Below are 22,902 nucleotides of genomic sequence, written 5' to 3'. Positions count from 1 at the left end.
TCCTCGCTTTTCTCCTAGAGAGACTTGTCCGAGGGCGCGGCTTCAGGCTGCCAGCCCTGGGCTCCCGGTTGCGGTCTCTGCTTGGACTTCTCGGCAGCCGCCACGGGCTCCTGGTATTTCGCCTTGTCGCTCAGGCTGGTCAGCCAGAACACCAGTCCGATGAGGACGAAGAAGATGAACACGGCCACGCTCACCACCTGGGTGGCGAATCCCAGGGTGGGCGTGAAGGCGTCGGGCGAAGTGTCGCGCACCACGCCGTAGACGTGCCAGTGCTGGCGCAGTCCCGAGCGGACGTATCCCATCAGTCCCATCAGCCAGGTGAAGGTCACCGCCAGGAAGATGAGGACGTACTGCGAGATGGGCGGAATCTTGCCCCACTTGGTGCGTCCGATCGACTCGGCTCCCTTGAAGAGGGGAATGTCGATGACGGTAATGGCCACCATGGCGATGAGCACGCTGAGCACCTGGGGCACCGAGAGTCCGATGCGCACGCTGGCTTCCACGAAGTATCCGTAGACGCCCAGAAAGATGACGAAAATCGAAGCCGCCGCGAAGATCAGAAACTGGATCGACTTGCCCTTGGCCGCCCACGGCACGGTGGCCTTTTTGCCCGCCCGCCGGTAGAGCAGAAAGCTCATGAAGGTGGTCAGGATGAGGATGTTGACGGCCGTGTTCTTGGCCGACATGACGCCCAAATACCCCAGCACCGGATGCGACGATCCGCCCATGGCCCGCACCTCGTCCACGGTGGCGATGATGGAACGGGGCGTGGCCCACACGATAAAGCAGAGCAGGATGGCGGCCAGCAGGTACTTGGTGAAGCGGTAATAGCGCTCCGAGCCCTCCACGCGTCCCATGCCCAGCCATAAATAGTAGTTGGCCCCCAAAAAGAGGTTGCCGATCAGAACCGCCTGGATGATGAAGAGCCAGGAAAAGGCTCCGCCCATCATCTGCAGTCCCATGGTCTGGTTGAAGGCGTAGATCTCAGAGGCCAGCCAGTAGCCGGCGAAAGGCAGGGGCAGGAAGGCGGCGATGGCCACCATGTTGCCGATGTAGCCCATCCAGTCGTAGTGGGCCCGCTGCTCTTCGCTCTTGGCCTGCAAGAACTTGTAGGCGGCGTAGGCGCCCGCCACCGATCCGCCGAAGGCCACGTTGGCGATGATGCGGTGGATGTTGATGGGCATCCAGGTGTAGTTGGTCACCGCCTCCCAGGTGCTGATGAGGGCCCCCGACTCGCTGACGCCCGCCGGCGAGGTCATGAAGGTCAGCCAGGCGTTGGCGATGAACATGATGGCCGTTCCCACCAGGTTGAGCATCACCCCCAGAAAGAGGTGCACCTTGGGCGAGAACTTGCCCCATCCGTAGTAGTAGGAATAGAGAAAGAAAGCCTCGAAGAAGAAGAGCGCCACGTAGGGGGCGAAAGTGGGCGAGAAGACGCTGGCCAGGTAGTTCATCAGCTTGGGGTAAAGCATGATGAGCATGAAGAGCAGAAAGGCTCCGAAAGCGGCCGTGAAAGAAAACGACGTCGAGAGCAGCTTGGTGAACTCGTAGGCCAGTTTGTCGTAGCGCTTGGCATCCTCGGGATTCTTGCTGAAGTAGCCGATGAACTCGATGATGACGGCGAAAATCGGCACCGCCAGCACGAAGGCGGCGAAGAGCAGGTGCAGTTGGGCCACGATCCACACCGCCACCCGGCTTCCGATGACCGGGAAGGCGCGGTACTCGGCCTCTTCGTAAGGCTTGCTGCGCTGCTCTTCTTCGATGGCCGCCTGCTCGTCGGCCAACCCGCGGTCGCGGGGCGTGGAATCGCCCTGCTCCACCGAGGCGGGGGGAAGGTAGGCCCGATCGTTGAGATAGGTCCAGGTCTCAATCAGTCCCAGCGTCAGGACCACGATGGCCAACAGCAGGATCAGCCCGCCTCGTTTCGCGTTCATCTTTACTCTTCCTCCTGCTGAAGGTTGCGCAGATAGGCGATGATGGCCCAGCGGTCCTCAGCGGGGACCGGGTAGCGGTAACCCGACATCAATCCCTTGCCGTTGGTGACGGTGTCGAAGATCTCGCCGTCCGGGAGGGCCACGATGCGGGGATCCTTGAAACTGGCCACCGGCACGCCGCTGTCGTAGAGCACGCCCAGTCCGTCTCCCAACTCTCCGTGGCAGGGGCGGCAATAGATGCTGTAGCGGTTCTTGCCCCGCGCCATCACGGCCTCGTCGACGTCGAGCGGATTGCTGACGAAGTTGCCTTGGGCGTCACGTCCCGTGAGCAGGGCCTGTTGGTCCCTCTCGTAGAACTCGCCTCGGGCCACCGTGCCGGCCACGGGCAAACGCATGGCTCCGCCGTCGTAAAAGAATCCGCTGGAGCCCTGAGCCGTGTACTTGGGCTGGTCGTCCATGTTGGGATTGATGTGGATGGGCGGCGAGGTCGAAGTGCATCCGCGCAGGCATCCGGCTGAGAAGAGCATGGCCGAAAGCAGCGCCAGCACTTTGAGCCGGGCTGAAAGAGGATTCCTCTGAGGATGCTGCCTTAAACGGTTCATCAGGCCCCACCTCCATGCGGTGCCGCACCGTGGGCCGGAGCCTCTTGATGCTCTTCGGCCGGTTGCGGGGCCGCTTCCATGGCCTCATTGCGCTTGGCTTCCAGCTCGGGGTGAGGATGGCGCAGGCGGGCCAGGTAAGAGTTGCGGGGACGGTTGTTGAGTTCTCCCAGCAGAATGTAGTTGCGCGCCTGCCGCTTGGCTTGAGAGATGCGGCTGTCGGGGTCGCTGATGTCCCCGAAGACGATGGCCTGGGTGGGGCAGGCTTGCTGGCAAGCGGTGACGACGTCCCCGTCGGCCAGAGGACGCCCCTGCTGCTTGGCCTTCTTCTTGCCCTCGCTGATGCGCTGCAAGCAGAAGCTGCACTTTTCCATCACGCCGCGCGAGCGTACGGTGACGTCGGGATTGGCCGCCATCTTGGCCACCTCAGGACGCTTCTGGGTGTAGTTGAAGAAATTGAAGCGGCGCACCTTGTAGGGACAGTTGTTGGAACAGTAGCGGGTGCCGATGCAGCGGTTGTAGACCATCACGTTGAGGCCTTCGCTGTCATGGACGGTGGCGGCTACCGGGCAAACCTGCTCGCAGGGCGCGTTCTCGCAATGCTGGCAGGGCATGGGCTGGAAGGCGCCGGATGGGTTGGACTGGGGTCCGCCGAAGTAGCGGTCGACCCTGATCCAGTGCATCTCGCGTCCGTGGCCGACCTGGGTCTTGCCCACAACCGGGACGTTGTTCTCGCTCTGGCAGGCGGTCACGCAAGCGTTGCATCCGGTACACACGTTAAGGTCGATGGCCATGCCCCACTGAGGTCCCCGCTCGTAGGGGTGGGAATCGAAGAGCTGGGTCTGGGGCGTGTGGGTATGGGCGAACTCGGGATGTTCTCTGAACTCATCCAGCGTCCCCCACTGCACGATCTCGCGGCCCTCCATGCTGCCGTGGTCCTGGGTCGACACCAACTGGCTCTTGCGGCGCGTGGTCTGCACCAGCAGGGTGGCGCCGAAGCGGGGAGCGTCGGAATGCATGAGCTTGTAGGCATTGCGTCCTACTCCGTTGCCCACCCGTCCTGCGGCGCTGCGTCCGTAGCCCAGGGCCAGAGTGATGGAGCCGTCGCACTGCCCGGGCTGAATCCACACCGGGGCCTCCAGCACGCCGCCCATGTATTTGAGGACCACGTTGTCTCCCGTCTTGACGCCCAGCTCGGCGGCGCTGGCGGGAGAGAGGATGGCGGCGTTGTCCCAGACCAGCTTGGTGACCGGGTCGGGAAGCTCCTGCAGCCAGGCGTTGTTGGCCTGGCTGCCGTCCCCCACGCCGTAAGAGGGCACCAGAACCAGTTCGAACTCACGCTCGCTGTTGGCCACGGGGACGGGCATCTGGCCCCTCGCGGCGCCCGTTTGGTAGGGCGGATTGACGGGGGCGGAACGGCTGCCGGCCAGGATGCCGTCGTGCAGCGTCCGCCGCCACTCGGTTTCGAAGTCGCCCCGCCCCTGCAACAGAGTCCGCCAGGTTTCGCGCACCCGCTCGTAATCTGAGAGGTCCTGGCTGTCGGCCAGCAGTCCCAGCACGCGGGTCATGGGCAGGGCGCCGTAAAGAGGCTCGATGAGCGGCTGGATAACGCTCAGTTCTCCGCTGGCGCTGCGCACGTCGCCCCAAGACTCCAGAAAGTGGGCCAAGGGCAGATGCCAGGTGGCCTCAGCCGAGGTCTCGTCGTAACGGTCGCTGAGGTGGACGGACACCTCGACCCGCTTCATAAGCCGATCGAAGCGAAGATCGTGGGGAGCGTCGTAGACCGGATTTCCGCCCAGGATGAGGAGGGCGTCCACGGCCACGTCTTCGATAGCCGCGGCCAGGTCTTTGAGTGCCTGCGTGTCGGGAGCATAGGCCTGCTCCAGGGGATAGTACTCGACCGTGTTCCCGTTGCTTCCCAGGGCCTGGTTGATGGCGTAGACCAGGGCGTGCACGACGGGCGGCTGGTTGCGTCCGCAGACCACCAGGGCTTCGGCTCCGGCGGCCGTCAGATCGTCGGCGGCGGAACGCAGGAAGGTATCGTCGGTCATGCCCTCCACCGAGGCCGCGGAGGCGCCTTGAGGAACCTCGAGCTGCAAGCCGCGCGAGGCCAGCTCGGCGGCCAGAGCTCCCGCCAAGGCGGCGATCTGCCCGCTCTTGACCGCCAGGCGGTGGTCGGCGTTGAGTCCCGTCAGCGAGAGGACGCTTTCCGCCGCGTAGAGGCGGCTCATGTCTCCCTGCGGGTCGTTCACCCGCCGCCTCTCGGCCCATCCGCGCGAGGCCCTTATCGAGTCGGATTCCGTCCCCAGGAAATCGCAGTCCAGGGCCAGGATGACGCGGGCTTGCCCGGTGCGCGGGCAAGCCTGCAAGTCTTGTCCGCTAGCCAGCTTGAGTCCCTTGAGGCGGTTCTCGTCGCCGACCGGCTGGTAGGTCACCCAGCGGGCACTCGGATAGCGGGCCTTGAAGGCTTCAGCCAGGCGGAAGAGCGTGGGCGAAGAAAAGGGCGCGCTCAGCACCGCCAGTCCGTCGCCTTCCCCCTCGAATCCGGCTGCCCATTCCCCCCAGAAGGTCTTGAAGGCTTCCCAGTCGGCCACCTCTTGCCCCCGCCGCGGACTGTGCGAGCGGTCGGGATCATAGAGCGAGAGAATGGCGGCCTGATGGTGGGGGTGCGACGCTCCGCCGGTGGACGGATGCTGCTCGTTGCCTTCGATCTTGGTGGGACGCCCCTCGTGGCTTTCCACCACCAGCCCGTAGCCGGAGAGTGCGTCGGGCATGGTGGTGGCGTAATGCTTGGCGATGCCGGGAACGACGTTCTCGGGCGCGTCCACGTAGGGCACGATGTGCTCCACGGGGCGGCGGCAGGAAGCCAGTCCGGCGAAGGCGAAGGAGGCTCCCATCAGCGCCAGCATGCGGCGGCGGTCCATGGGCTCGTCCAAGGCCGGGGCCGTGCTGGGGAACTCGTCCTCCAGGTAGCGTCTGAATCGGGGGTCGTCGGCCAACTGCTCCAGGCTGCGCCAGTACTCGGGGGAAGAAAGCTCGATCTTGGACTTTCGGATCATCTATGGCACCCCGAACAGTCGACAGGAGGATTGATGTTGCGTTGGGCCATGGCGGACTCGATGAAGGCCTGACGCTGGGCCGGATCCGGCGAGGGCGTCCAGTTCATGTTGGTGACCTCCTCCAGAGGTCGCAGGTGAGGGCCGGGATTGCGGTGGCAGTCCAGGCACCAGGCCATGCTCAGCGGCTCCACCTGGCGGACCACCACCATCTGGTCGATGCGTCCGTGGCAACTGGCGCAGCCCACGCCCTGGTTGACGTGAGAGGAGTGGTCGAAGTAGGCGTACTCGGGCAGATCGTGGATTCTCACCCAGCGCATGCGGCGCTTGCTGGTGGAGCTTTCCACGATGGGCGCCAGGTTGGGGCTGTCGCGCAGCACCAACTGATGGCAGTTCATGCAGGTCTGAGTAGGCGGAATGACGGCCGCCGCCGATTTTTCCACCGAGGCGTGGCAGTAGCGGCAGTCGATGTCCAATTGTCCAGCGTGCAGTTCATGGCTGTAGGGAACCGGCTGCACCGGGGCATAGCCTACGTCGGTGTATTCGGGCGAGAAGAAATACCACATCCCGCCCCCCACCGCGACCGCCATGACAGCAGTGGCGACGGCCCCGGCAGCAGGCAACTTGTTTATCCATCGAGGAAAAATCTGCGCCAATCGCGCACCCTCCCTTTCCGAGTGTCCTTTCCCGCGAGAAAGTTGGCGAAAGGATAGCCGTTGCCCGGATACCTGTCAAGGTTCGGAGACAACCCTTCGGCCCCCTCTTGAGAAGGCCCTCAATGTCTTGATTCTGTCTACGTTTAGATGGGCTTTCAGAGGCCGTTTTTGCCGCCTCTCCAAATAAGGCAAACTGTTGACCCTCGGCCCCCGTCTAAACCCCCGATAAGAAAGTCCTTGACACAGCATTGTACGGTTGCCGATAATCGCTGACCGTAGCATGGCCGTTTCGAAGCTCCGGTGCCTGGAGGAGAGAAAACTGAATGAGACGGCCTGCTCATGAGGTTCAGAGCATGACCAAAGCAGTCAAGAATCAGACCGACGGCAATCCCGATGCCTTCCTGCCCCTGCCCCAGGCGGCGCTCAATATCCTGCTGGCTCTGCTGGAGGGCCAGGCTCACGGATTGGGTATCCGCAAGTCGATAGAGGAGCGGACCTCGGGCCAGGTCCGCATGCGGGCCGGGACGCTCTACGAGGCCCTTCACCGTCTCGACCGCGACGGACTCATCCGCGAACTCGACGACCCTCCTCCCGACCAGGAGGCCACTTCCCGCTGGCGCTATTACCGCATCACCGGCTTCGGACGTCAGGTGCTGCGGGCCGAGATGCGGCGGCTGGACGCCATCCTCTCCTACGCCAAGAGCCGCGATCTTTCAACCGAAGGCGAGGGTTCTTGATGGTTCATCGCAACCAGGCAGCCGGCCGCGGGTTTCTCTTGAGGCTCTATCTGCGGCTGGTGCTGGCCCTTTATCCGCCCCGATTCCGCCGGCGTTATGGAGAGGAGTTGTCGCGGCTGCTGTGCCTCGATCTGGCCCAGGCCTCCGGCGCCCGCAAAAGCCTGCTGCTGGCGGCCGGCTTGGGCGACGCGCTGGCGGGGGCCTTTCGCCTCCGTTTTCTTTCTCAGCGCCCGGGCCAGTCTCGACGAACATGCGGCAAGGGCCGCCTCTCCGTTCCCCCTTTTTCTTCTCATCGAGGACCCGACAATATGCTTGATCAGCTCCGCCAAGACTTCGCTTACGCTTTCCGCAACCTCATCCGCCGTCCCGGTTGGACGCTGGCCGCCGTGGCCACTTTAGCCCTCGGCATCGGCGCCACGACTTCGGTCTTCTCGCTGGTCAACGACGTGCTGCTGCGTCCGCTGCCTTATCCTGAGGCCGAGCGGTTGGTGGAGTTGCGGGCCTACATCACCGAAGGCAATCGTCTGAGGGGATCGGTGTCCTACCCGGTGTGCCGGATGATGGGCGAGGCTCAGCAGGCCCTTGAGGACTTCGGTTGCTACACCACCACCACCCAGACCCTGGAGATCGACCAGGGTGCCGAGCGCATCAGCGGAGGCATCGCCTCCTGGGAAGTCATGGAGGCTTTGCAGGTGCCGCCGCTGAGGGGGCGCGCCTTCGGTCCTGAGGACGACGCGCCCGACGCCCCGCGGGTGATGTTGCTCAGCTTCGGACTGTGGCAGGAGAGGTTTGGCGCCTCTGACGATGTCATTGGGCGGACCATCCGCTTGGCTGAACGTCCCTTCACCGTTGTCGGCGTGATGCCCGGGGGATTCGTCTTTCCCGACGAGGGGCCCCGCTACTGGATTTCCCTGGCCGGCTTGCCGCGCACCGAGCAGAGCCACTATCTGAGCACCCTGGGACGCCTCAAGCCTGACTGGACGCCCGAGAAAGCCGCTGCCCATTTCGACGCACTGCGCCTGCAAGTCCCCACGGGCGCCCCGGGTGAAACGGGAGAGATCGCCATCCGCCACTTCACTCTGCTGGAGACGCTGGTGGGGGAGGTGCGTCCCCAGTTGTGGATCTTCCTTGCGGCGGTGGCGGCGGTGTTGTTGATCGCCTCCATCAACGTGGCCAACCTGCTGCTCAGCCGCATGGCCGGACGCACCCGCGAGATGGCCCTGCGCAGCGCTTTGGGAGCCGGGCGGCGCAGGCTGCTGACCCAGATGCTCTCGGAGTCGACCCTGCTGGCGCTGTTGGGCGGAGCGGCGGGCCTGGTTCTGGCCCTGGTGCTCAGCTCCACCTTGCGCTCGATGGCGGCGGCCTATGTCCCCCGTTCTCACCTGCTGGGACTCGACAAAACGGCTCTGCTCTTCGCCGCCGCGCTCTCGCTGCTGGTGGGAATGCTGATCGGCCTTCTGCCAGCCTTGCGCGCGTCGCGTCCCGACTTGGCCGACGGATTGCGCGAGTCGGCCCGCGGCAGCGCGGGCAGCCGCCGTCACCACCGCCTGCGCGCCGGACTCGTGGTGGCCCAGGTGGCCCTGGCCATGACGCTGCTGATCAACGCCGGACTGCTGGTGCGCAGCTTCCAGCGCCTGGCCTCGACCGATGTAGGATTCAAGACGGCCGACCTGATCACCGTTCAACCCGCCCTTCCCATGGCGCGCTATCGTGAAGAGGAGGCCGCCGTGGAGTTCTTCCGCCAGACCATGTCGCGCCTGGAGGCCTTGCCGGGCGTAGAGTCGGTGGCCATGGCCGCCACGCTGCCGTTTGCCGGAGGGCATATCGGCGAGGGCGTCCGTTTAGAAGGCACCCCGCCCGAGGAAGAAGACGCCCTGGTTGACGTCCAGGTGGTCAGTCCGGAGTTCTTTCCGGTGCTGGGCCTGAGTCCGCTTCAGGGAAGGCTGCTGACGCCGCGGGACCGGCAGGGAGCGCCTGTCGTAGTGGTGGTCAACGAGGCTTTTGCACGCCACTTGTTTCCTCCAGGCCAGGCGGTGGGACAACGTTTTACGTTGGGATCCTACGAGCGCAGCCGGGAAGTGGAAATCGTCGGGGTGGTGCCTGACGCCAAGCTTTACCGACTGACGCGGGAAATCCGCCCCATGGTTTACGAGTCGGCCTTGCAGAACAGAATGTCGCTGCAATACTCGGGCATGCTTGTGCGGGCGGTTCCTGGCGCGGCTTCAGCCCTGGTTCCTCAAGTGCGCGAAACGCTGCAATCGGTCGATGCCGCCGTCCCCATGATGGGACGCGCCACCGTCGACGAGCACCTCAGCGGACGCCTTTCCAACGCCCGCTTCCGCACCCTGCTGCTGAGCGCATTCGGCATCACGGCCTTGTTGCTGGCGGTCATCGGAGTCTATGGCGTGATGGCCTACGGCGTCACCCGCCGCATCCAGGAAATCGGCGTCCGCATGGCCTTGGGCGCCCGCCGGGGACAGATCTTGACCTGGGTCATTCGCCGCGGGCTCCTGCTGACCTCGCTGGGCTTGGCGCTGGGCTTGGGCGGCGCACTCGCCACCTCGCACCTTTTGGAGAGCTACCTCCATCAACTGAGCACTCACGACCAGTTCACCTACGCGGCGGCTGGCTCGGTGCTCTTTCTGGCCGCCCTGCTGGCAGCCTTCTTGCCCGCCCGCCGCGCCTCCCGCACCGATCCCATGGAGGCCCTGCGTTGTGAGTAAAGGGGTGAACGGCTCGGGCGGGGGGCTTCTGCTGCGGCTTTATCTGCGTTTGCTGCTGGCCTGCTATCCGCCCAGCTTCAGAGAGCGTTGCGGCGACGAGTACTTGCGTTTGCTCCTCCATGATCTCGCGCAGACCAGGGGAAGGCACAAGGCGGGCTTTCTGCTGTCGTCCTCGAGCGACGCGCTGAGCGGCGGACTGCGTCTGCGGCTTGGCTGGCGGCGATTTCCCGCCGTTTCCCCTTCAAACCGCCGACACTCCCCAGGAAGACACAATATGTTGGACCAACTTCACCAAGACTTCGCCTACGCTCTGCGCAACCTCGTCCGCCGTCCCGGCTGGACGCTGGCCGCCGTGGCCACGCTGGCTCTGGGTATCGGCGCGACCACCGCGGTCTTCTCGATGGTCAACGACGTATTGCTGCGTCCACTGCCTTACCCGCAGGCCGACCGGCTGGTGCAGTTGCGGGCTTACCAGCCAGACCGGCAGCGCTTGCGTGAAGTCGTTTCCTATCCTCTCTGCCAGAGGATGGGCGAAGCCCAGGAGGCCCTGGAGGATTTCGGATGCTGGGCCGTCAACTCGCAGACCGTGGAGGTGGAAGGCGGGGCTCACAGACTGTTGACCGGCATCGTCAACTGGCAGGTCTTGAAGGCCTTGCGCGCCCAGCCTTTGTTGGGACGCTCCTTCAACGCTCGGGACGATCATAGCGACGCTGCCCGGGTGGCCTTGCTCAGCTATGGATTCTGGCAGGAGCATTTCGGCGGCGACGCCCAGGTCGTGGGCAAGATTCTGCGCGTGGAGGAGATACCTTACACCATCGTGGGCGTGATGGAACGCGACTTTCTCTTTCCCGACCGGGGTCCGCGCCTCTGGGTCTCCATGGCAGGACGTCCGCGTACCCCCAACATCAACTGGCTGCGCACCCTGGGACGCCTCAAGGAGGAGTGGACCCGGGAGCAGGCCTGGGCTCACTTCGAGGCCTTGCGCTTGCAGGTGTCGAAGGGAAATGACGGCGGGACCGACGAGTTGGCCGTGCGTCCGGTGAGCCTGATGGAGACCCTGGTGGGCGAAGTGCGTCCCCAGTTGTGGCTCTTCCTTTCGGCCGTAGCGGCCGTACTCCTGATCGCCTGCATCAACGTGGCCAACCTGCTGCTCAGCCGCATGGCCGGACGGGAACGCGAAATGGCCCTGCGCAGCGCGCTGGGTGCGGGACGCGGGCGCTTGCTGGCCCAGATGCTCAGCGAAACCACTCTGCTGGGACTCTTGGGCGGGGCTGGCGGAATGGCCGTGGCCTTCATGGTCAGTTCCGCCGTCCACTCCATGGCCTCCGACTTCGTCCCCCGCAGCCACCTGCTGGGCATGGACGCGGTGGCCTTTTTCTTTGCCGGAGCGCTGTCGCTGCTGGTGGGATTGCTCATCGGCATTCTTCCGGCCCTGCGCTCCTCCCGTCCCGATCTCAGCGGCGGGTTGCAGGAAGGGTCCCGCGGGACAGCCGGGAGCCTGCGTCATCACCGCCTTCGGGCGGCGCTGGTTGTGGCTCAGATCGCCCTGGCAGCCGTGTTGCTGGTCAACGCCGGACTGCTCTTGCGCAGCCTGCAGCGATTGGCCTCCACCGAGGTGGGATTCGAAACGGCCGACCTGCTGATGATCAGGCCTTCGCCGCCTCTCGCCCGATACCGCCAACCCGAGTCGATGCGGCAGTTCTATGCCGACCTTTTGCAGCGCGTCCGGGGTTTGCCTCTGGTGGAGGCGGCCAGCATGAGCGCCGGAGTGCCTTTCGGAGGTGTGCGCATGTCCAATCAGGCCTGGCCGCAGGGAGGCAACCTGGAGAGCGAGGGCGAGACCGTCGACCTGCAAGTGGTGGACGAAAACTTCTTTGCCGTGCTGGGTATCGGGGCCTTGCAGGGACGCCTGCTGGACAGCCGCGACCGTCCGGGAGCGCCCCCGGCGGCGGTGGTCAACGAAACGCTGGCACGGCGGCTGTTCGGCGAGGACGCTGTGGGGCAGCACCTGCTGGTCGGCCGGCCTCCCCGCCGGGTCGAAATCGTGGGAGTTGTCCCCGACCTCCGCCTCTACGAACTGACCGGGCCGCTGCGTCCCATGGTTTTCGAACCGCTGGCCCAGCATCCCGAGCAGGCCTTCCCCGACATCCTTGCCCGTACCTCGCCCGGACACGCCGCCCATTTGGCCTCCGAGGTGCGCAATCTGGTTCACTCGCTCGACCCGGGGATTCCCCTGGTAGGACTGCCCACCCTGCAGGACGAACTGCGCGGACGCACGGCCAACGCCCGCTTCCGCACCCTGCTGCTGGGCGCGTTCGGCATCACCGCCTTGCTGCTGGCGGTCATCGGCGTCTACGGCGTGGTGGCCTACGGAGTGGCGCAGCGGACCCGCGAGATCGGCGTCCGCATGGCGCTGGGCGCGCGCCGCCTGCAGGTCCTCTCCTGGGTGGTGCGCCGCGGGCTGCTGCTCACGGCCGCCGGCCTCCTCCTGGGCCTGGCCGGAGCGCTGGCCACCTCGCAGTTGCTGGAAAGCTACTTGCACCAACTCAGCGTCCACGACCGCTTCTCCTACGCCGCCGCCCTGCTGCTGCTCTTTGTGGCCGCTTTCCTGGCCGCCTACCTCCCCGCCCGCCGCGCCTCGCGTACCGATCCCATGGAGGCCTTGCGCTGTGAATAAAGATCCCAGCGGCCAGTTCGGGGCATCGCTGCTACGAACTCTTCCGTGAACGGCTGGAAGGGACTCTCGAGGTGGCCGCCCACATTGCCTACCCTGAGACCATCCATTTGCCCCAGGGCCCTCGTCACGTCATCGGGGAAATGGTTTCCTGGCAGTTCGCCCAGGTGCTGGGAGTCGAGCCCGCCCTGGGGCGCTGGCTGCAGGCCTCCGACGAAGTTCCCGGCGTACCCGGGGCGGTGCTCATCAGTCATCGCTTTTGGCAGAACGACCTCAGGGGGCGCGACGAGGTCGTGGGGACGTCGTTGCGCATCGGCGCTGCGTCGCGAATAAGGAAAGCAGGCGGTGGGTCCTCTTGATGCGAAGAATTCAGTCAAGCCTTAAACGCAATATCCAATCACGGGCGCAATCAAGTTTGACAATTTTTTATTGACTTTTCTTCTTTTTAATGGTAGGTAAATCGATAGTTGAACCTTAACCAATTGCTAAGGAGGTCTAGAATGAAGAAGATGAGACTGGTCTTTCTTCTCGCGATGCTGGCGGCGATGACGCTGGCCGGCCTGGAATCGATGGTCGCGCCGGCGGAAGTCAGTGCCGGAGTCTGGGACGAAGTCTGTTGCGGCTCGGGCTGCAGTGAGGACTTCTGCATCGGGGACGGCCCCTACACCTGCTGCAAGGGCGAAGTCGAAGTCCAGTAGCGGTCCATTCAAAGCAGGCGGGGCGGCTTCTGTCAGCAGAATCCGACCCCGCCCCTCTTTTTCCACGAGTCAGAGGTAGCGTCTTGAGTCAAAAAATGCCGAGCCGGTTGAAGGCAGCTCTGGAAGCGCCTTCGGGCCTCACCTTGGTCGTCGCGGCTATCGCGCTTATCATCGTTGTTTGGGTGGCGGGCCAAAACAGGGAGTTGCGCCGAGACAACTCAGAACTTGAATTCAACCTCACCAAATTGGAGGCAATGACATCATTCAACCTGGGCTTGCAGAGGCTGGCGGGTTATCCCCTATCCCATCTGATCTACGAGGACCCCTCTGCCTTTCCGCAAGAGAGGTTTTCCCCTCGCGGCACCGTTGTGACCGTCTTCAATCCTACCGTCTGTCAGCAATGTCTGGAGGACGGGCTGGTCCTGATGAAGAAGTACCAGACTGACTTGATTGATCATGGACTGGGCTTGGTGGCCGTTGTCGGCGAGACGGGCAAGGGAACCCGCACCACCATCGCTCTCCTGCGCGATTCGAAAGAGCTCGACTATCACTTCGAATTCGTCAAGGCCGGGCACTTGGAAAGCACCTTCCCCTTCGTCCACGAGGCCCGTTACATTGACGAGCCCATCTTTCTCTTCATTGACGGTAATTTCCGCGTTGCCAGCAGCTTCAAGCCTGATTGCAAGCGGATGCCGGATCTGGAGAGTTGGTTTCGAAGCCTCCTCAACAAGCAGCCAAGCGTTTGAGCGGTGAAGTCGTGAAGAGAAGCATTCTGGTTGGCCTGACGCTGGCCTTTTCCCTGGTTGGTTGCGGCGATCATGAACAGATCCCCCCGACGCCCTTCTCAGGGACTCCCGCGGTGTCCTCCTGGGACGAGGTTTTCGGGTCCGCGCAACAAATGGTCCTGGAAATACCCTGGGAACGCGAGATCGTGGTCAAGGACGTGCTGCTCGACAGCCGGGCGAATCTCTTCTTGAACGATTACCGCAACGATCGAATCGTGATGCTCGACCCCTCGGGTCAACTGATCCGCCAGATCGCTCCGCCAGGCGGCTTCTCCCGTCTTCGCACGATTGCCCTCGACGCCAACGACAATCTGATGGCATTCGATACCGATGGGAAGGTGGTAACGAGCTTTGCCGCGCCCGACTATCAGACGGCCAGCAGCTACAGCGTCGAATCCGTCGTGGCGGAGTTCTTTCCGGCAGGCTCCGACGGGGACATCATTGCTTTCTGTCCCACCGACTCCTCCTACTTGTCCCGATTCGACAGCACGGGACGGCTGATAGAGAGTACCTTCAGGCCCCGTGACGAGGATATTGGGACCTTCCTGAAGCGCGTGCAGTCGGGAGGTCTTGCCGGCGGGAGCGGGAGCGAGGGCTTCTACTTCATTTACCCCGAAGAGTTCGCCATATACCATTACGACGCCCATTTGAACTTGCAGCGCGTCCTCAAATCTGAGCCTTCCGAATGGCGGCCCGCGCTCAAGGACTTTCCCGACGATCTTTCTCCATTCGACTACAAGCCTGCCCACAAGGATTGGTGGGACAGCCACAGCGCCCACGTTGGGGACTTGTTCATGCCGCGGGAGGACGTGCTGGCCGTTACGCTGAGCAAGGGTAGCGGCCTCAGCTCCGAAAACTGGTTCCTGAACCTCTACAGTCGCGAAGGGTTGGTGCTTGCCGAAGGGCTGCCAGTTCCTCACGGCGGAAGGATCGTGGGGGCTTCAGGAGGATGGGTTTTCGTGGCCACTGCCCCCTACTTGGCGGATGACGGGAGTTTGCGCCCTGCCTCCCTGTGGCGACATCCACTCCGACTGGACCCTATGAACAGGGGCCAGGCGGCGGCGAGTCTGCCCCAACCCCCTCGCTAACCTATTCAGCGCGAAGAGTCCGGCTGGGATCCAGGCGGGCCGCGCGGACAGCGGGAAGGAGACCCGCCAGCAGGGCCACAAGTGTCAGCGACACAGCCACCACAAGGTATGTAGCCGGGTCTGTGGTTTCGATCCCGAAGAGCAGTCCTCTGAGGAGTTGGGAGGCAAGGAAGGCCCCCAGCAACCCCAGCACCACCCCGGGCACCACCAAGCTCAGAAGTTGACGCAGGACCATCGACTGGACTCGGCTTTTGCTGGCGCCCAAAGCCAGGCGGATGCCCAAGTCTTTTCTTTGCTGAGTCACCGAAAAGGCCATGACGCCATAGAGCCCGACCGCGGCAATGAGCAGGGCCATGGCGGCGAATATCCCGAGCAGAGCCGTACGGGAACGCGGCACGGCGAGGGAGCGAGCCACCAAGTCCTCCAACGGCGCCGCGGCTGGCAGGGGCAGGCCGCTGTCCAATTCGTGAATCACATGGCGTACCTGGGCGCTCACATCATCGGCTTCCAGGGCGGGCTCCACCACCAATGTGACCGAGGTGGCCGGAGCTTGGCGCAAGGGCCTGTAGAAGATGGCGTTGGAGGCGACATCGAGGCCCTTGCTCTTGACATCTCCCACGATGCCCACCACCGTGTGGGTGGCGCCAGTGTAGTCGGCGATCTCCCGTCCCAGCGGATCAGCATTGGGCCAAACGGCCTCGGCCAGGCTCTCGTTGAGGAGGGCGACTGAAGGGCTGCCGAGTCGGTCGGAGGGATTGAAGAAGCGGCCTTTCCTGAGGGGAATCTTCAAGAGCTGAAAATAATCGCTGGAAACGCTCTCGAGCAGGGCGGGCTGACCTGAACCCGGATCGTCCGGGGACTGCACGCTCACCTGATAGGAACCTCCCGTGAAGGGCAACTGGGAAGAGGCCGCGGCCATTTTGACGGAGGGCAGCGCTTTCAACCGTTCAAGCAGTTGCGAGTAAAAGAATCCGGCTTGCTCTTCTTCCTGGTAGCGTCGTGAATCGAGCTGCAAGCCCTGAGTATGGATTCCCTCGACCGAGAGACCAGGATCCACCGAAGTCAGGCGCAGGAGGCTGTTGACCAGCAGGCCGGCTTGAACCAGCAGAATGATGGTCAACGCCATCTCAGGCACCAAGATCCATCGGTGGGCCTGCTTGAGTCGACGGGAGCCCCGGACGCTGTTCAGGTCCGAGGCCGAACTGGCCCGGCTGATCCGGAGCGCGGGAATGAGGCCGAAGAGAAAAGTGGACAAGAGGCTGACCGCCACGGTGAAAGCGAAGACCTTGGCGTCGATGGCGATATTGGCGGTTCTGGGGACTTCATCGGGCAGATAGGCGACCAGTGCGAAGGTTCCGAAGGAGGCCAGAAGGAAGCCCGCGATGGAAGCGCCGGCGGCCAGAAGCAGGTTCTCCGTCATCAAGAGCCGCACAATGCGTGCCCGTGAAGCGCCCAGGGATAAGCGGATGGCGAACTGGTGTCGGCGCCGCAGGTAATCGGTCCACAGCAGGCTGCCGACGTTGGCGCAGGCAATCAGCAGGACGACGGCCACCGCCGCGCCCAGCAAGGCCAGTGTCGAACGGCTTTCTCCCACCACGATCTCATGCAGAGGCTCAAGGACGATGCCGATGCCCTCATTGGCTTCGGGGTAGGTGCTCTCCAGCCTGGCTGCGATCTGATCCAGCACCTGGCGAGCTTCCTCGATCGAAGTCCCCGCGGACAGGCGGGCCAGCGCCTGGGCGTTCTTGCGGCCTCGGCGCTGGAGGTCGCTCTCGGAGGGGATCAGGGGAAGAAAGATCTTGTGATCGGCCTGGGGAGAGATCTCGAACTTGGGAGGCATCACCCCGATGACCTCGTAGACGTCCTGGTCAAAACGCAGCGTGCCTCCCACCACCGTGCCTTGGCCGCCCATACTCGTCTGCCAGAAGTCGTAGCTGATGACCGCTACCGGGTTGCGCCCCTCGATGTCGGGGGCGCCGATAAGCCTGCCTTTGAGAGCCGCCAGTCCAAAAACATTCAGAAAGCGTGAACTGACCTGCGCACCCCTGACCTCGATCGGCTCGGATCCGCCTTGATAAACGCCCTTCCAAGGCCTGTAGATTCCGAACTCCTCGAACACCGGACTCTGTTCCTGGATGTCGCGGTAGTTCAGGTAGGACAGCGGCAGACGGTTCCATCTTTCTCTGAGGCGGGACGCCTTTGAGTTTTTGAAAGACTGGGAGGAATGGCGGACTGCGACGATCCTCTCCGAGTCCGGGTAGGGTAGGGGATTCAACAGGACCCCGTTGATCACGTTGAAGGCCGCACTGCTGGCTCCGATTCCCAAGGCCAGAGTCACGACCGCCGCGAGTGCATGCAAAGGCCTTCTGATAACGGCCTTCCAGGCATATGTCAGTTCCCTGTACATCGTCAAACCTCGATCCCTGCAAGATGTAACATTTGTTCGGTTTTATGCGATAAAGAGTATTCGAAAGCGTTTTCTTTGACAACTACTCTGGACTGTGGCAACCTCGGATCCGAACTCCGACTCTTCTTATCATTCTGGCCCGAGGCCGGCTCTATGAGGAAAGCTCTGCGCCATTTCCGCCTGTTGGCAGGCATGAATGCAGCCATGAAGGCCCGAAGTCTGCTCGTTCCTTTTCTCCTCATCTTGGTCGCGCTTCTCCAAATATACCGGGCTCATGCCCTTCAGCAGTCCCCCTGGAGGGGCGGCGGGTTCGGCATGTTCGCTTCCATCGACGCGCCCAGCAATCGCTTTGTGCGCTGTTATCTCCTCACAGCTTCCGGCGAGATTCCGGCGGCCCTGCCGCCCGAGGCCAATCCGCTGGTGGCCAAACTGCAAGTCGTTCCGGCCCCCAAAGGGCTGGCGCGTCTGGCCGCCTTGTTGGCGCAGAATCCGGCTTGGATCGAGAAACAGATCGAAGCGGCCAGGCAGCAGGGAAGCCTCTCGGGAGAGGACGTGAACCTCGAGGCGATCAGGCTCGAGGTTTGCTCCCAGTCCTTTGACGCCTCCGACCTCAAGTTTGAGATCCGCCGGTTGGCCCAGGCTGAATTCCATCGCAAATGAAACCTGCAAGCGCTCAAGTCCAATCTGTCAGGGAGTTCCTGGACGATTTCCTGAGCCGGGATGTCCTGGATATCGTCACCAAGCTCACGGTGATCATGCTGATCATCCATCTGACGGAAATCCGAGCCACCATCATCATTCTGTGCGGTGTCGCCGTTTTGTTTCCGAAAGTCGGCCGCAGCACCTATTTCTGGCTGCTGGTATTCGTCAGTCTGGCAACAGCCATTTTCATCAACTGGCACCTGATGGACAACCATATCTACTTGATTGCCTACTGGTGCCTTACCCTCAGCCTGGTGACCGCCGGGCCGGGTGCCGGCCGCGTGCTTCACGTCAACGCCCGGCTTCTGATCGGGCTTTGCTTCCTTTTCGCCACGTTCTGGAAGGCGGTCTCCCCCGACTATCTCAGCGGAGATTTCTTTCACTTCACCCTCTTGACCGATCCGAGATTAGAAAGCTTCGCCCGGCTCGTCGGCGGGGTTCCGGAACGAGCGTTCGTCGAAAACGCTCAAACGGTAAGCGAATTGTCGGGCGCGCCCGAGGGACGTGAGGCTTTCTTGCAGGGCACGCCTCTGCTTGCATGGGTGGCGCAGGTTTTGACCTGGCTCACCATCGTCATGGAGGGGCTCCTGGCGCTGGCTTTTCTCTTGCCCCTTCCCCCGTCCTTAGCTGTCTGGCGTCATGTTCTGCTGCTGCTGTTCGCTCTGGGCACCTATTCAATCGCCCCCGTGATCGGGTTCGGATGGGTGCTCATGATCATGGGTCTGGCGCAGTGTGAAGAAGAGCACAAGTGGTTGCGGCTGGCTTACATCGTGGTGTTCTTCGTCCTCATCACCTTCAGGCTGCCCTGGCCTTCCTTCTTCCTGTCCTAGATCCGACCCGGTTGTTCGCGGCCCACTTGACACGCTGGCAATATTCGACTTACTTTCATGAAATGAGAGTCTTATTGCATGAAAGGAGAGGCTAATGGCGAATCTCCAGGTGAAAGGGGTCGACGATGAGTTTTATGAGAGGCTGAAGTTCCTGGCTGCGGCGGAGAACCGCTCGGTCAGCCAGCAGGTGCTCAAGATTCTTCAGGAGTATCTGGCCAAGGAAAAGGCGCTCCGATCGGTCAAGCCGCCCGGACAGGTCTTGTTGGACCTCTTCGGTTCCTGGAAAGACGAACGAAGCGCCGATGAAATCGTAGAGGATCTGCGAAGGGCCCGCAGATCGTCGACCAGGCTCCAGGAGGGCCTCTAAGGTGTACCTGCTGGACACCGACATTCTGATCTACTCCCTCAAGGGCGATCCTCGAGTTCGCGCCCGCTTGGAGCGACACCGTTCCGATCCGCAGGCCGTGTCGGTCATCTCTGTGATGGAGCTTTACTACGGTGCCTACAAATCTGAACGGACTCTGAGCAACTTGGCCAAGGTCCGCCAAATCGAGAAGACGTTTCCGGTCCTGCCCTTGGCAAGCGAATCGGCCGAGACCTTTGGCAGCTTAAAGAACAGCTTAGAATCAGACGGGACCCGCCTGGAGGACTTCGACTTGGCAATCGCCGCCACAGCTCTCGCCCACAACCTCACTCTGGTATCCAACAACATCAGGCACTTCGACAGGATTGACGGCCTGCGACTCGAAAGCTGGGCTGACTAGGAGGCCGAAGTGGATCTGCGGCAGTTGGAGATGTTTAAGGCGATTGTGGATACCGGTTCGTTCACCAAGGCCGGGGAGAAGCTGTTCGTATCGCAGAGCGCCGTCAGCCGGCAGATCAAGCTGTTGGAGGAGGAGTTGGGGGAGCCGGTTTTCGAGAGGATGCCCAAGAGGGTGCATCTGACCGAAGCCGGGAAACTGGTGCTGCAGTACTGCAACCGGGTCTTTAACGAGATCGGGTTGCTGAAGGCCGAAGTTTCAGATCTGAGCGAGTTGCGGCGGGGGACGGTCCGGCTGGGGGGAGGCATGTCGGTCTGCACCTATCTTTATCCGACGCTGCTCAAGAAGTACCACCAGCGCTATCCCAGGGTGGACGTCAGCATCTCCACCGGGACCAACGACGAGATCCTTAAGCAAATGCGTGAGCATGAGGTCGATCTGGCGCTGCTCAGTTTGCCCTTTCACGACCCCGACCTGGAGGTGGGGACGGCGGTGCGGGAGGAGATGCTGCTGATCATGCCCCAGGATCACGAGCTGGCCGGCCGCAATGGACCGGTTCCATTCGCAGCCTTGCCCGACTATCCCTTCATTCACTTCGAGCGGGGGTCCAATACCCGTCAGCTCATCGACGAGATCTTCCGCGAGCGGGAGATCTGGCCGCCCAAGACCATGGAGATCCAGAACGTCGAAATCACCAAGGCCCTGGTGGAAATCGGCTTGGGGCTGAGCCTGGTTCCCTATCCAGCCATCGCTTTGGCAGGCAAGAAGCGCAAGCTGGCCGTCAAGCGGCTGGAAGGGCCGCGCATTTACCGCGCGATGGGGTGGGTACATCTGAAGAGCGATTACATGTCCCATGCCATGCGCAACATGCTGGAGCTTTTCGAAGAGATGCGGGAGCGCTGGGAGAAGCTCGAGGCACGCTGACAACTCCCTCAACATTGCCGGCGTGGTTGGAGCGTGTACAGGATCGCCGCAAGGATGCGCCTCCCACCAGGCCTGTTTCCCCTCCGACCCTTGAGGCAGGTTGCTCTCTGGACGGCGGGCGGCTCTTCACCCACTCCTCCTGCAAGATCGCCAGTTGGCGGTGGGGTTGGTGTGTGGAAAGGATCGTCGGCGGGTGGGAGGCGCATCCTTGCGGCGATCCCCACCGGAGTTTCGAGCGACCGCGGTGCTGACTCTTCTCTGAGCCGTCCAGGCAAAGACAAACGGCGAGCCGTACCGCATCCTCCTGCCCCATCGCCGCAGCGATGCGCCTCCCGCCCGGCCAGTACCATTGGCGGCAGCAACGGTGCTGCGGGGCGGCTGGCTGTCAATTCCTGGCGTCGACTCTCAAACCCAACTCGCGGGCCCAGGACTTGGCGGTGAGGACTTCGGTGGCGTCGGGACGGCGGGTCAGTTCGGGTTGGCGTTTGGGATCGACGGCCCCCGCCGGATAGTACTGCGCCATCACGTTGACGTAGCTGCCGGGCCCCAACTCGTCGGCGATCCACTCCAGGATGCGGCGGGTTTCTTGCAGGCCTCCGGGCATGATGAGGTGGCGGATCAGCACTCCGCCCTGGGCCAGTCCGTCCTGGCCGATGCGCAGCGGACCCACCTGCTCATGCATGGCCTTGATGGCGGCGCGTGCGGCAGAGGGATAGTCGGCGGCCTTCATGTAGCGCTTGGACGACTCCTCTCTCCAGAACTTGAAGTCGGGCATGTAGACATCGACCAGCCCGTCCATCAGTTCGATGCTGGAAAGAGCGTCGTAAGCGCTGGTGTTGTAGACCACGGGCAGTTTCAGTCCGCGGGGGACGGCTTCGGCCAACCCCTCCACAACTTGCGGAGCCACGTGCTCGGGCGTCACGAAGTTGATGTTGTGGCAGCCCCGGTCTTGCAGGTCGAGCATGAGTCCGGCCAGCTTGCGGGGCGTCAGGCCCTTGGGTGCGCGGGCGGGCGGGATGGCCTGGCTGATGTCGTAATTCTGGCAGAAGACGCAGCGCAGGTTGCAGTGGGAAAAGAAGATCGTCCCCGAGCCTCTCCGGCCCCGCAGCACGTCCTCTTCGCCGAAGTGGGGGAAGGCGCTGCTGACCACCGCGTGGCGTCCGGTCTTGCAGGCCGCCCACTTGTCCTCCAGCCGGTCCACCCGGCAGTCGCGCGGACAAGCCCGGCACTCGCGCAACTCCTGCAAGGCCTTCTCCACCCGCTGGCTCCACTGCCCGTCGGAAAGCGACAAATAGCGCGGACGAAACATGAGGCGCCCAGAATATCACGCCCCTATCCGGTACTGACGCGCTGCGCTTACTCCGAGCGTAGGGCGTGGGCGGGATCGACGCGGGCGGCGCGGCGGGCGGGGAGGTAGCAGGCCAGCAGGGCCACTGCGGCCAGCAGCAGGGGAACGGTCAGGTAGGTCAGCGGATCGAAAGGGCTGATCTGGAAGAGCAGGCTGCTGATCAGGCGCGCCAGCCCCAGGGCCAGCAGCAGGCCGGCTGCCAGTCCCGACAGGGTTGTGGCCAAGCCCTGGCGCAGCACCATGCCCAGGATGTCGCGCCTGGCGGCTCCCAGCGCCATGCGCGTTCCCAGTTCGCGGCGCCGCGAACCCACCCAGTAGGAGATGACGCCGTAGAGTCCGATAATGGCCAAAAGGGTGGCCACGGCCGAGAAGCTTCCCAACAGCCAGGCCCGGAAGCGGGGAGTCGCCACCGAGATCAGGTCGATGCTGTCGGCCAAGGAAGAAACGCCGAAAAAGGGGCGCTGGGCGTCGATCTCCCACAAGGCTGCACGCACCGAAGGAGCCAAGGCCTGGGGATCGCCTGAAGCAGGCCTCACCAGGATGTTCATGTAGCTCCAGGGATTCTGGCGGTAGGCCAGGTAGACCTCAGGCTGAGCCGAGGACTCCAATCCCAGCGGACGCGTATTGCCCACGACGCCCACCACCTGCAAAGGCGTGTAGCGTCCGCTGAATCCCTTCATGCGGATCTCGGCGCCAAGGGCGCGTGACTCGGCTGCCGACTCGGCGCCGGGAAAAAGCCGCTGGGCTGCTTCGCGGTTGAGCACGGCCACGGCGGAAGCGCCGGCAGCGTCCGAGGAGTGGAAGGTGCGTCCCGCCAGAAGCTCGATACCCAGGGTGCGGAAGTAGTCCTCGGTCACCACCCTCTGAGACAACGTCTGGCCCTCTTCCTCCTCGGACTGTCCCGGGCGCAGGACGCTGACCCCGATTCCCTGCCCGCGGGTGGGAGGGAAGTTGGCGGCGGCCACCGATGCCACTCCGGG

The 22,902-nt window shown here is 63.2% G+C and carries 19 protein-coding genes; 12 read left to right on the top strand and 7 right to left on the bottom strand.

The genetic code is table 11. The features are described from left to right. Positions 1-14: 14 nt before the first annotated feature. From VLU25_17020 to VLU25_17005, 4 genes are read right to left on the bottom strand one after another with little or no spacing between them, the layout of a single operon-like run. Positions 15-1,934 (bottom strand): cytochrome ubiquinol oxidase subunit I, encoded by a 1,920-nt coding sequence (locus tag VLU25_17020; protein HSR69636.1) that lies wholly within the window; start codon positions 1,932-1,934, stop codon positions 15-17. Between the two features lie 2 nt (positions 1,935-1,936). Next, positions 1,937-2,536: a cytochrome c gene (locus VLU25_17015; protein HSR69635.1), complete on the bottom strand. Its 600-nt coding sequence runs from the start codon at positions 2,534-2,536 to the stop codon at positions 1,937-1,939. Next, positions 2,536-5,592, bottom strand: a complete 3,057-nt coding sequence (locus tag VLU25_17010) for a TAT-variant-translocated molybdopterin oxidoreductase (GenBank protein HSR69634.1) — start codon at positions 5,590-5,592, stop codon at positions 2,536-2,538. The genes VLU25_17015 and VLU25_17010 overlap by 1 nt, the downstream gene beginning before the upstream one ends. Beyond that, a complete protein-coding gene (locus VLU25_17005) occupies positions 5,589-6,212 on the bottom strand; it encodes a cytochrome c3 family protein (GenBank protein HSR69633.1) in 624 nt (207 codons plus the stop codon). Before VLU25_17005 ends, VLU25_17010 begins: the two co-directional genes overlap by 4 nt. Before the next feature lie 386 nt (positions 6,213-6,598). Here VLU25_17005 and VLU25_17000 point away from each other — a divergent pair, with 386 nt between their 5' ends. From VLU25_17000 to VLU25_16970, 7 genes are all read left to right on the top strand, one after another. Further along, positions 6,599-6,982, top strand: coding sequence for a helix-turn-helix transcriptional regulator (locus tag VLU25_17000; protein HSR69632.1), 384 nt, complete (start codon positions 6,599-6,601; stop codon positions 6,980-6,982). Beyond that, on the top strand, positions 6,982-9,705 hold the full coding sequence (locus VLU25_16995; protein HSR69631.1) for an ABC transporter permease: 2,724 nt from the start codon (positions 6,982-6,984) through the stop codon (positions 9,703-9,705). The genes VLU25_17000 and VLU25_16995 overlap by 1 nt, the downstream gene beginning before the upstream one ends. Then, positions 9,698-12,382: an ABC transporter permease gene (locus VLU25_16990; GenBank protein ID HSR69630.1), complete on the top strand. Its 2,685-nt coding sequence runs from the start codon at positions 9,698-9,700 to the stop codon at positions 12,380-12,382. Before VLU25_16995 ends, VLU25_16990 begins: the two co-directional genes overlap by 8 nt. Before the next feature lie 71 nt (positions 12,383-12,453). Further along, positions 12,454-12,738, top strand: a complete 285-nt coding sequence (locus tag VLU25_16985) for a hypothetical protein (GenBank protein HSR69629.1) — start codon at positions 12,454-12,456, stop codon at positions 12,736-12,738. Positions 12,739-12,879: 141 nt separating this feature from the next. Further along, the gene (locus tag VLU25_16980; GenBank protein ID HSR69628.1) at positions 12,880-13,077 is read left to right on the top strand and encodes a hypothetical protein; all 198 of its coding nucleotides are present in this window, start codon (positions 12,880-12,882) and stop codon (positions 13,075-13,077) included. A gap of 254 nt (positions 13,078-13,331) precedes the next feature. Beyond that, positions 13,332-13,823 carry a hypothetical protein gene (locus VLU25_16975; GenBank protein HSR69627.1) on the top strand — a complete coding sequence of 164 codons (492 nt, stop codon included), beginning with the start codon at positions 13,332-13,334 and terminating at the stop codon, positions 13,821-13,823. Positions 13,824-13,834: 11 nt separating this feature from the next. After that, a complete protein-coding gene (locus VLU25_16970) occupies positions 13,835-14,950 on the top strand; it encodes a hypothetical protein (GenBank protein HSR69626.1) in 1,116 nt (371 codons plus the stop codon). A gap of 1 nt (position 14,951) precedes the next feature. Here the strand turns inward: VLU25_16970 and VLU25_16965 are convergent, their stop codons facing one another. Then, positions 14,952-17,357 carry an ABC transporter permease gene (locus VLU25_16965; protein ID HSR69625.1) on the bottom strand — a complete coding sequence of 802 codons (2,406 nt, stop codon included), beginning with the start codon at positions 17,355-17,357 and terminating at the stop codon, positions 14,952-14,954. A gap of 204 nt (positions 17,358-17,561) precedes the next feature. Here VLU25_16965 and VLU25_16960 point away from each other — a divergent pair, with 204 nt between their 5' ends. The 5 genes from VLU25_16960 to VLU25_16940 all read left to right on the top strand — a co-directional run bounded on the left by VLU25_16960 (position 17,562) and on the right by VLU25_16940 (position 20,574). Next, positions 17,562-18,017, top strand: coding sequence for a hypothetical protein (locus VLU25_16960; GenBank protein ID HSR69624.1), 456 nt, complete (start codon positions 17,562-17,564; stop codon positions 18,015-18,017). Further along, positions 18,014-18,889 (top strand): hypothetical protein, encoded by an 876-nt coding sequence (locus tag VLU25_16955; protein ID HSR69623.1) that lies wholly within the window; start codon positions 18,014-18,016, stop codon positions 18,887-18,889. The genes VLU25_16960 and VLU25_16955 overlap by 4 nt, the downstream gene beginning before the upstream one ends. A 94-nt stretch (positions 18,890-18,983) precedes the next feature. Further along, on the top strand, positions 18,984-19,256 hold the full coding sequence (locus VLU25_16950; GenBank protein ID HSR69622.1) for a hypothetical protein: 273 nt from the start codon (positions 18,984-18,986) through the stop codon (positions 19,254-19,256). 1 nt (position 19,257) lies between these two features. Further along, positions 19,258-19,653, top strand: a complete 396-nt coding sequence (locus VLU25_16945) for a type II toxin-antitoxin system VapC family toxin (protein HSR69621.1) — start codon at positions 19,258-19,260, stop codon at positions 19,651-19,653. Positions 19,654-19,662: 9 nt separating this feature from the next. Further along, entirely contained in the window at positions 19,663-20,574 is a 912-nt protein-coding gene (locus VLU25_16940; GenBank protein HSR69620.1) for a LysR family transcriptional regulator, read from the top strand. 385 nt (positions 20,575-20,959) lie between these two features. Here VLU25_16940 and VLU25_16935 read toward each other — a convergent pair whose 3' ends face one another. Continuing rightward, positions 20,960-21,883 (bottom strand): radical SAM protein, encoded by a 924-nt coding sequence (locus VLU25_16935; GenBank protein HSR69619.1) that lies wholly within the window; start codon positions 21,881-21,883, stop codon positions 20,960-20,962. Between the two features lie 47 nt (positions 21,884-21,930). Beyond that, the coding region (locus VLU25_16930; GenBank protein ID HSR69618.1) for an FtsX-like permease family protein at positions 21,931-22,902 on the bottom strand (972 nt) is incomplete at its 5' end.

The organism is Acidobacteriota bacterium (genome assembly GCA_035471785.1).
Lineage (GTDB): Bacteria > Acidobacteriota > UBA6911 > RPQK01 > DATIPO01 > JANQFM01.
The sequence above is the reverse complement of the archived record's forward strand: the minus strand, read 5'-3'. Positions and strand labels throughout refer to the sequence as shown.

What these genes read in the sequence shown, in the direction of transcription:
- VLU25_16965 (HSR69625.1), bottom strand. Translation starts at nt 17,357, where the DNA reads ATGTACAGGGAACTGACATATGCCTGGAAGGCCGTTATCAGAAGGCCT.
- VLU25_16935 (HSR69619.1), bottom strand. Translation starts at nt 21,883, where the DNA reads ATGTTTCGTCCGCGCTATTTGTCGCTTTCCGACGGGCAGTGGAGCCAG.
- VLU25_16995 (HSR69631.1), top strand. Translation starts at nt 6,982, where the DNA reads ATGGTTCATCGCAACCAGGCAGCCGGCCGCGGGTTTCTCTTGAGGCTC.
- VLU25_16955 (HSR69623.1), top strand. Translation starts at nt 18,014, where the DNA reads ATGAAACCTGCAAGCGCTCAAGTCCAATCTGTCAGGGAGTTCCTGGAC.
- VLU25_16950 (HSR69622.1), top strand. Translation starts at nt 18,984, where the DNA reads ATGGCGAATCTCCAGGTGAAAGGGGTCGACGATGAGTTTTATGAGAGG.
- VLU25_16960 (HSR69624.1), top strand. Translation starts at nt 17,562, where the DNA reads ATGAAGGCCCGAAGTCTGCTCGTTCCTTTTCTCCTCATCTTGGTCGCG.
- VLU25_17000 (HSR69632.1), top strand. Translation starts at nt 6,599, where the DNA reads ATGACCAAAGCAGTCAAGAATCAGACCGACGGCAATCCCGATGCCTTC.
- VLU25_17015 (HSR69635.1), bottom strand. Translation starts at nt 2,536, where the DNA reads ATGAACCGTTTAAGGCAGCATCCTCAGAGGAATCCTCTTTCAGCCCGG.
- VLU25_17010 (HSR69634.1), bottom strand. Translation starts at nt 5,592, where the DNA reads ATGATCCGAAAGTCCAAGATCGAGCTTTCTTCCCCCGAGTACTGGCGC.
- VLU25_16975 (HSR69627.1), top strand. Translation starts at nt 13,332, where the DNA reads ATGACATCATTCAACCTGGGCTTGCAGAGGCTGGCGGGTTATCCCCTA.
- VLU25_16980 (HSR69628.1), top strand. Translation starts at nt 12,880, where the DNA reads ATGAAGAAGATGAGACTGGTCTTTCTTCTCGCGATGCTGGCGGCGATG.
- VLU25_17020 (HSR69636.1), bottom strand. Translation starts at nt 1,934, where the DNA reads ATGAACGCGAAACGAGGCGGGCTGATCCTGCTGTTGGCCATCGTGGTC.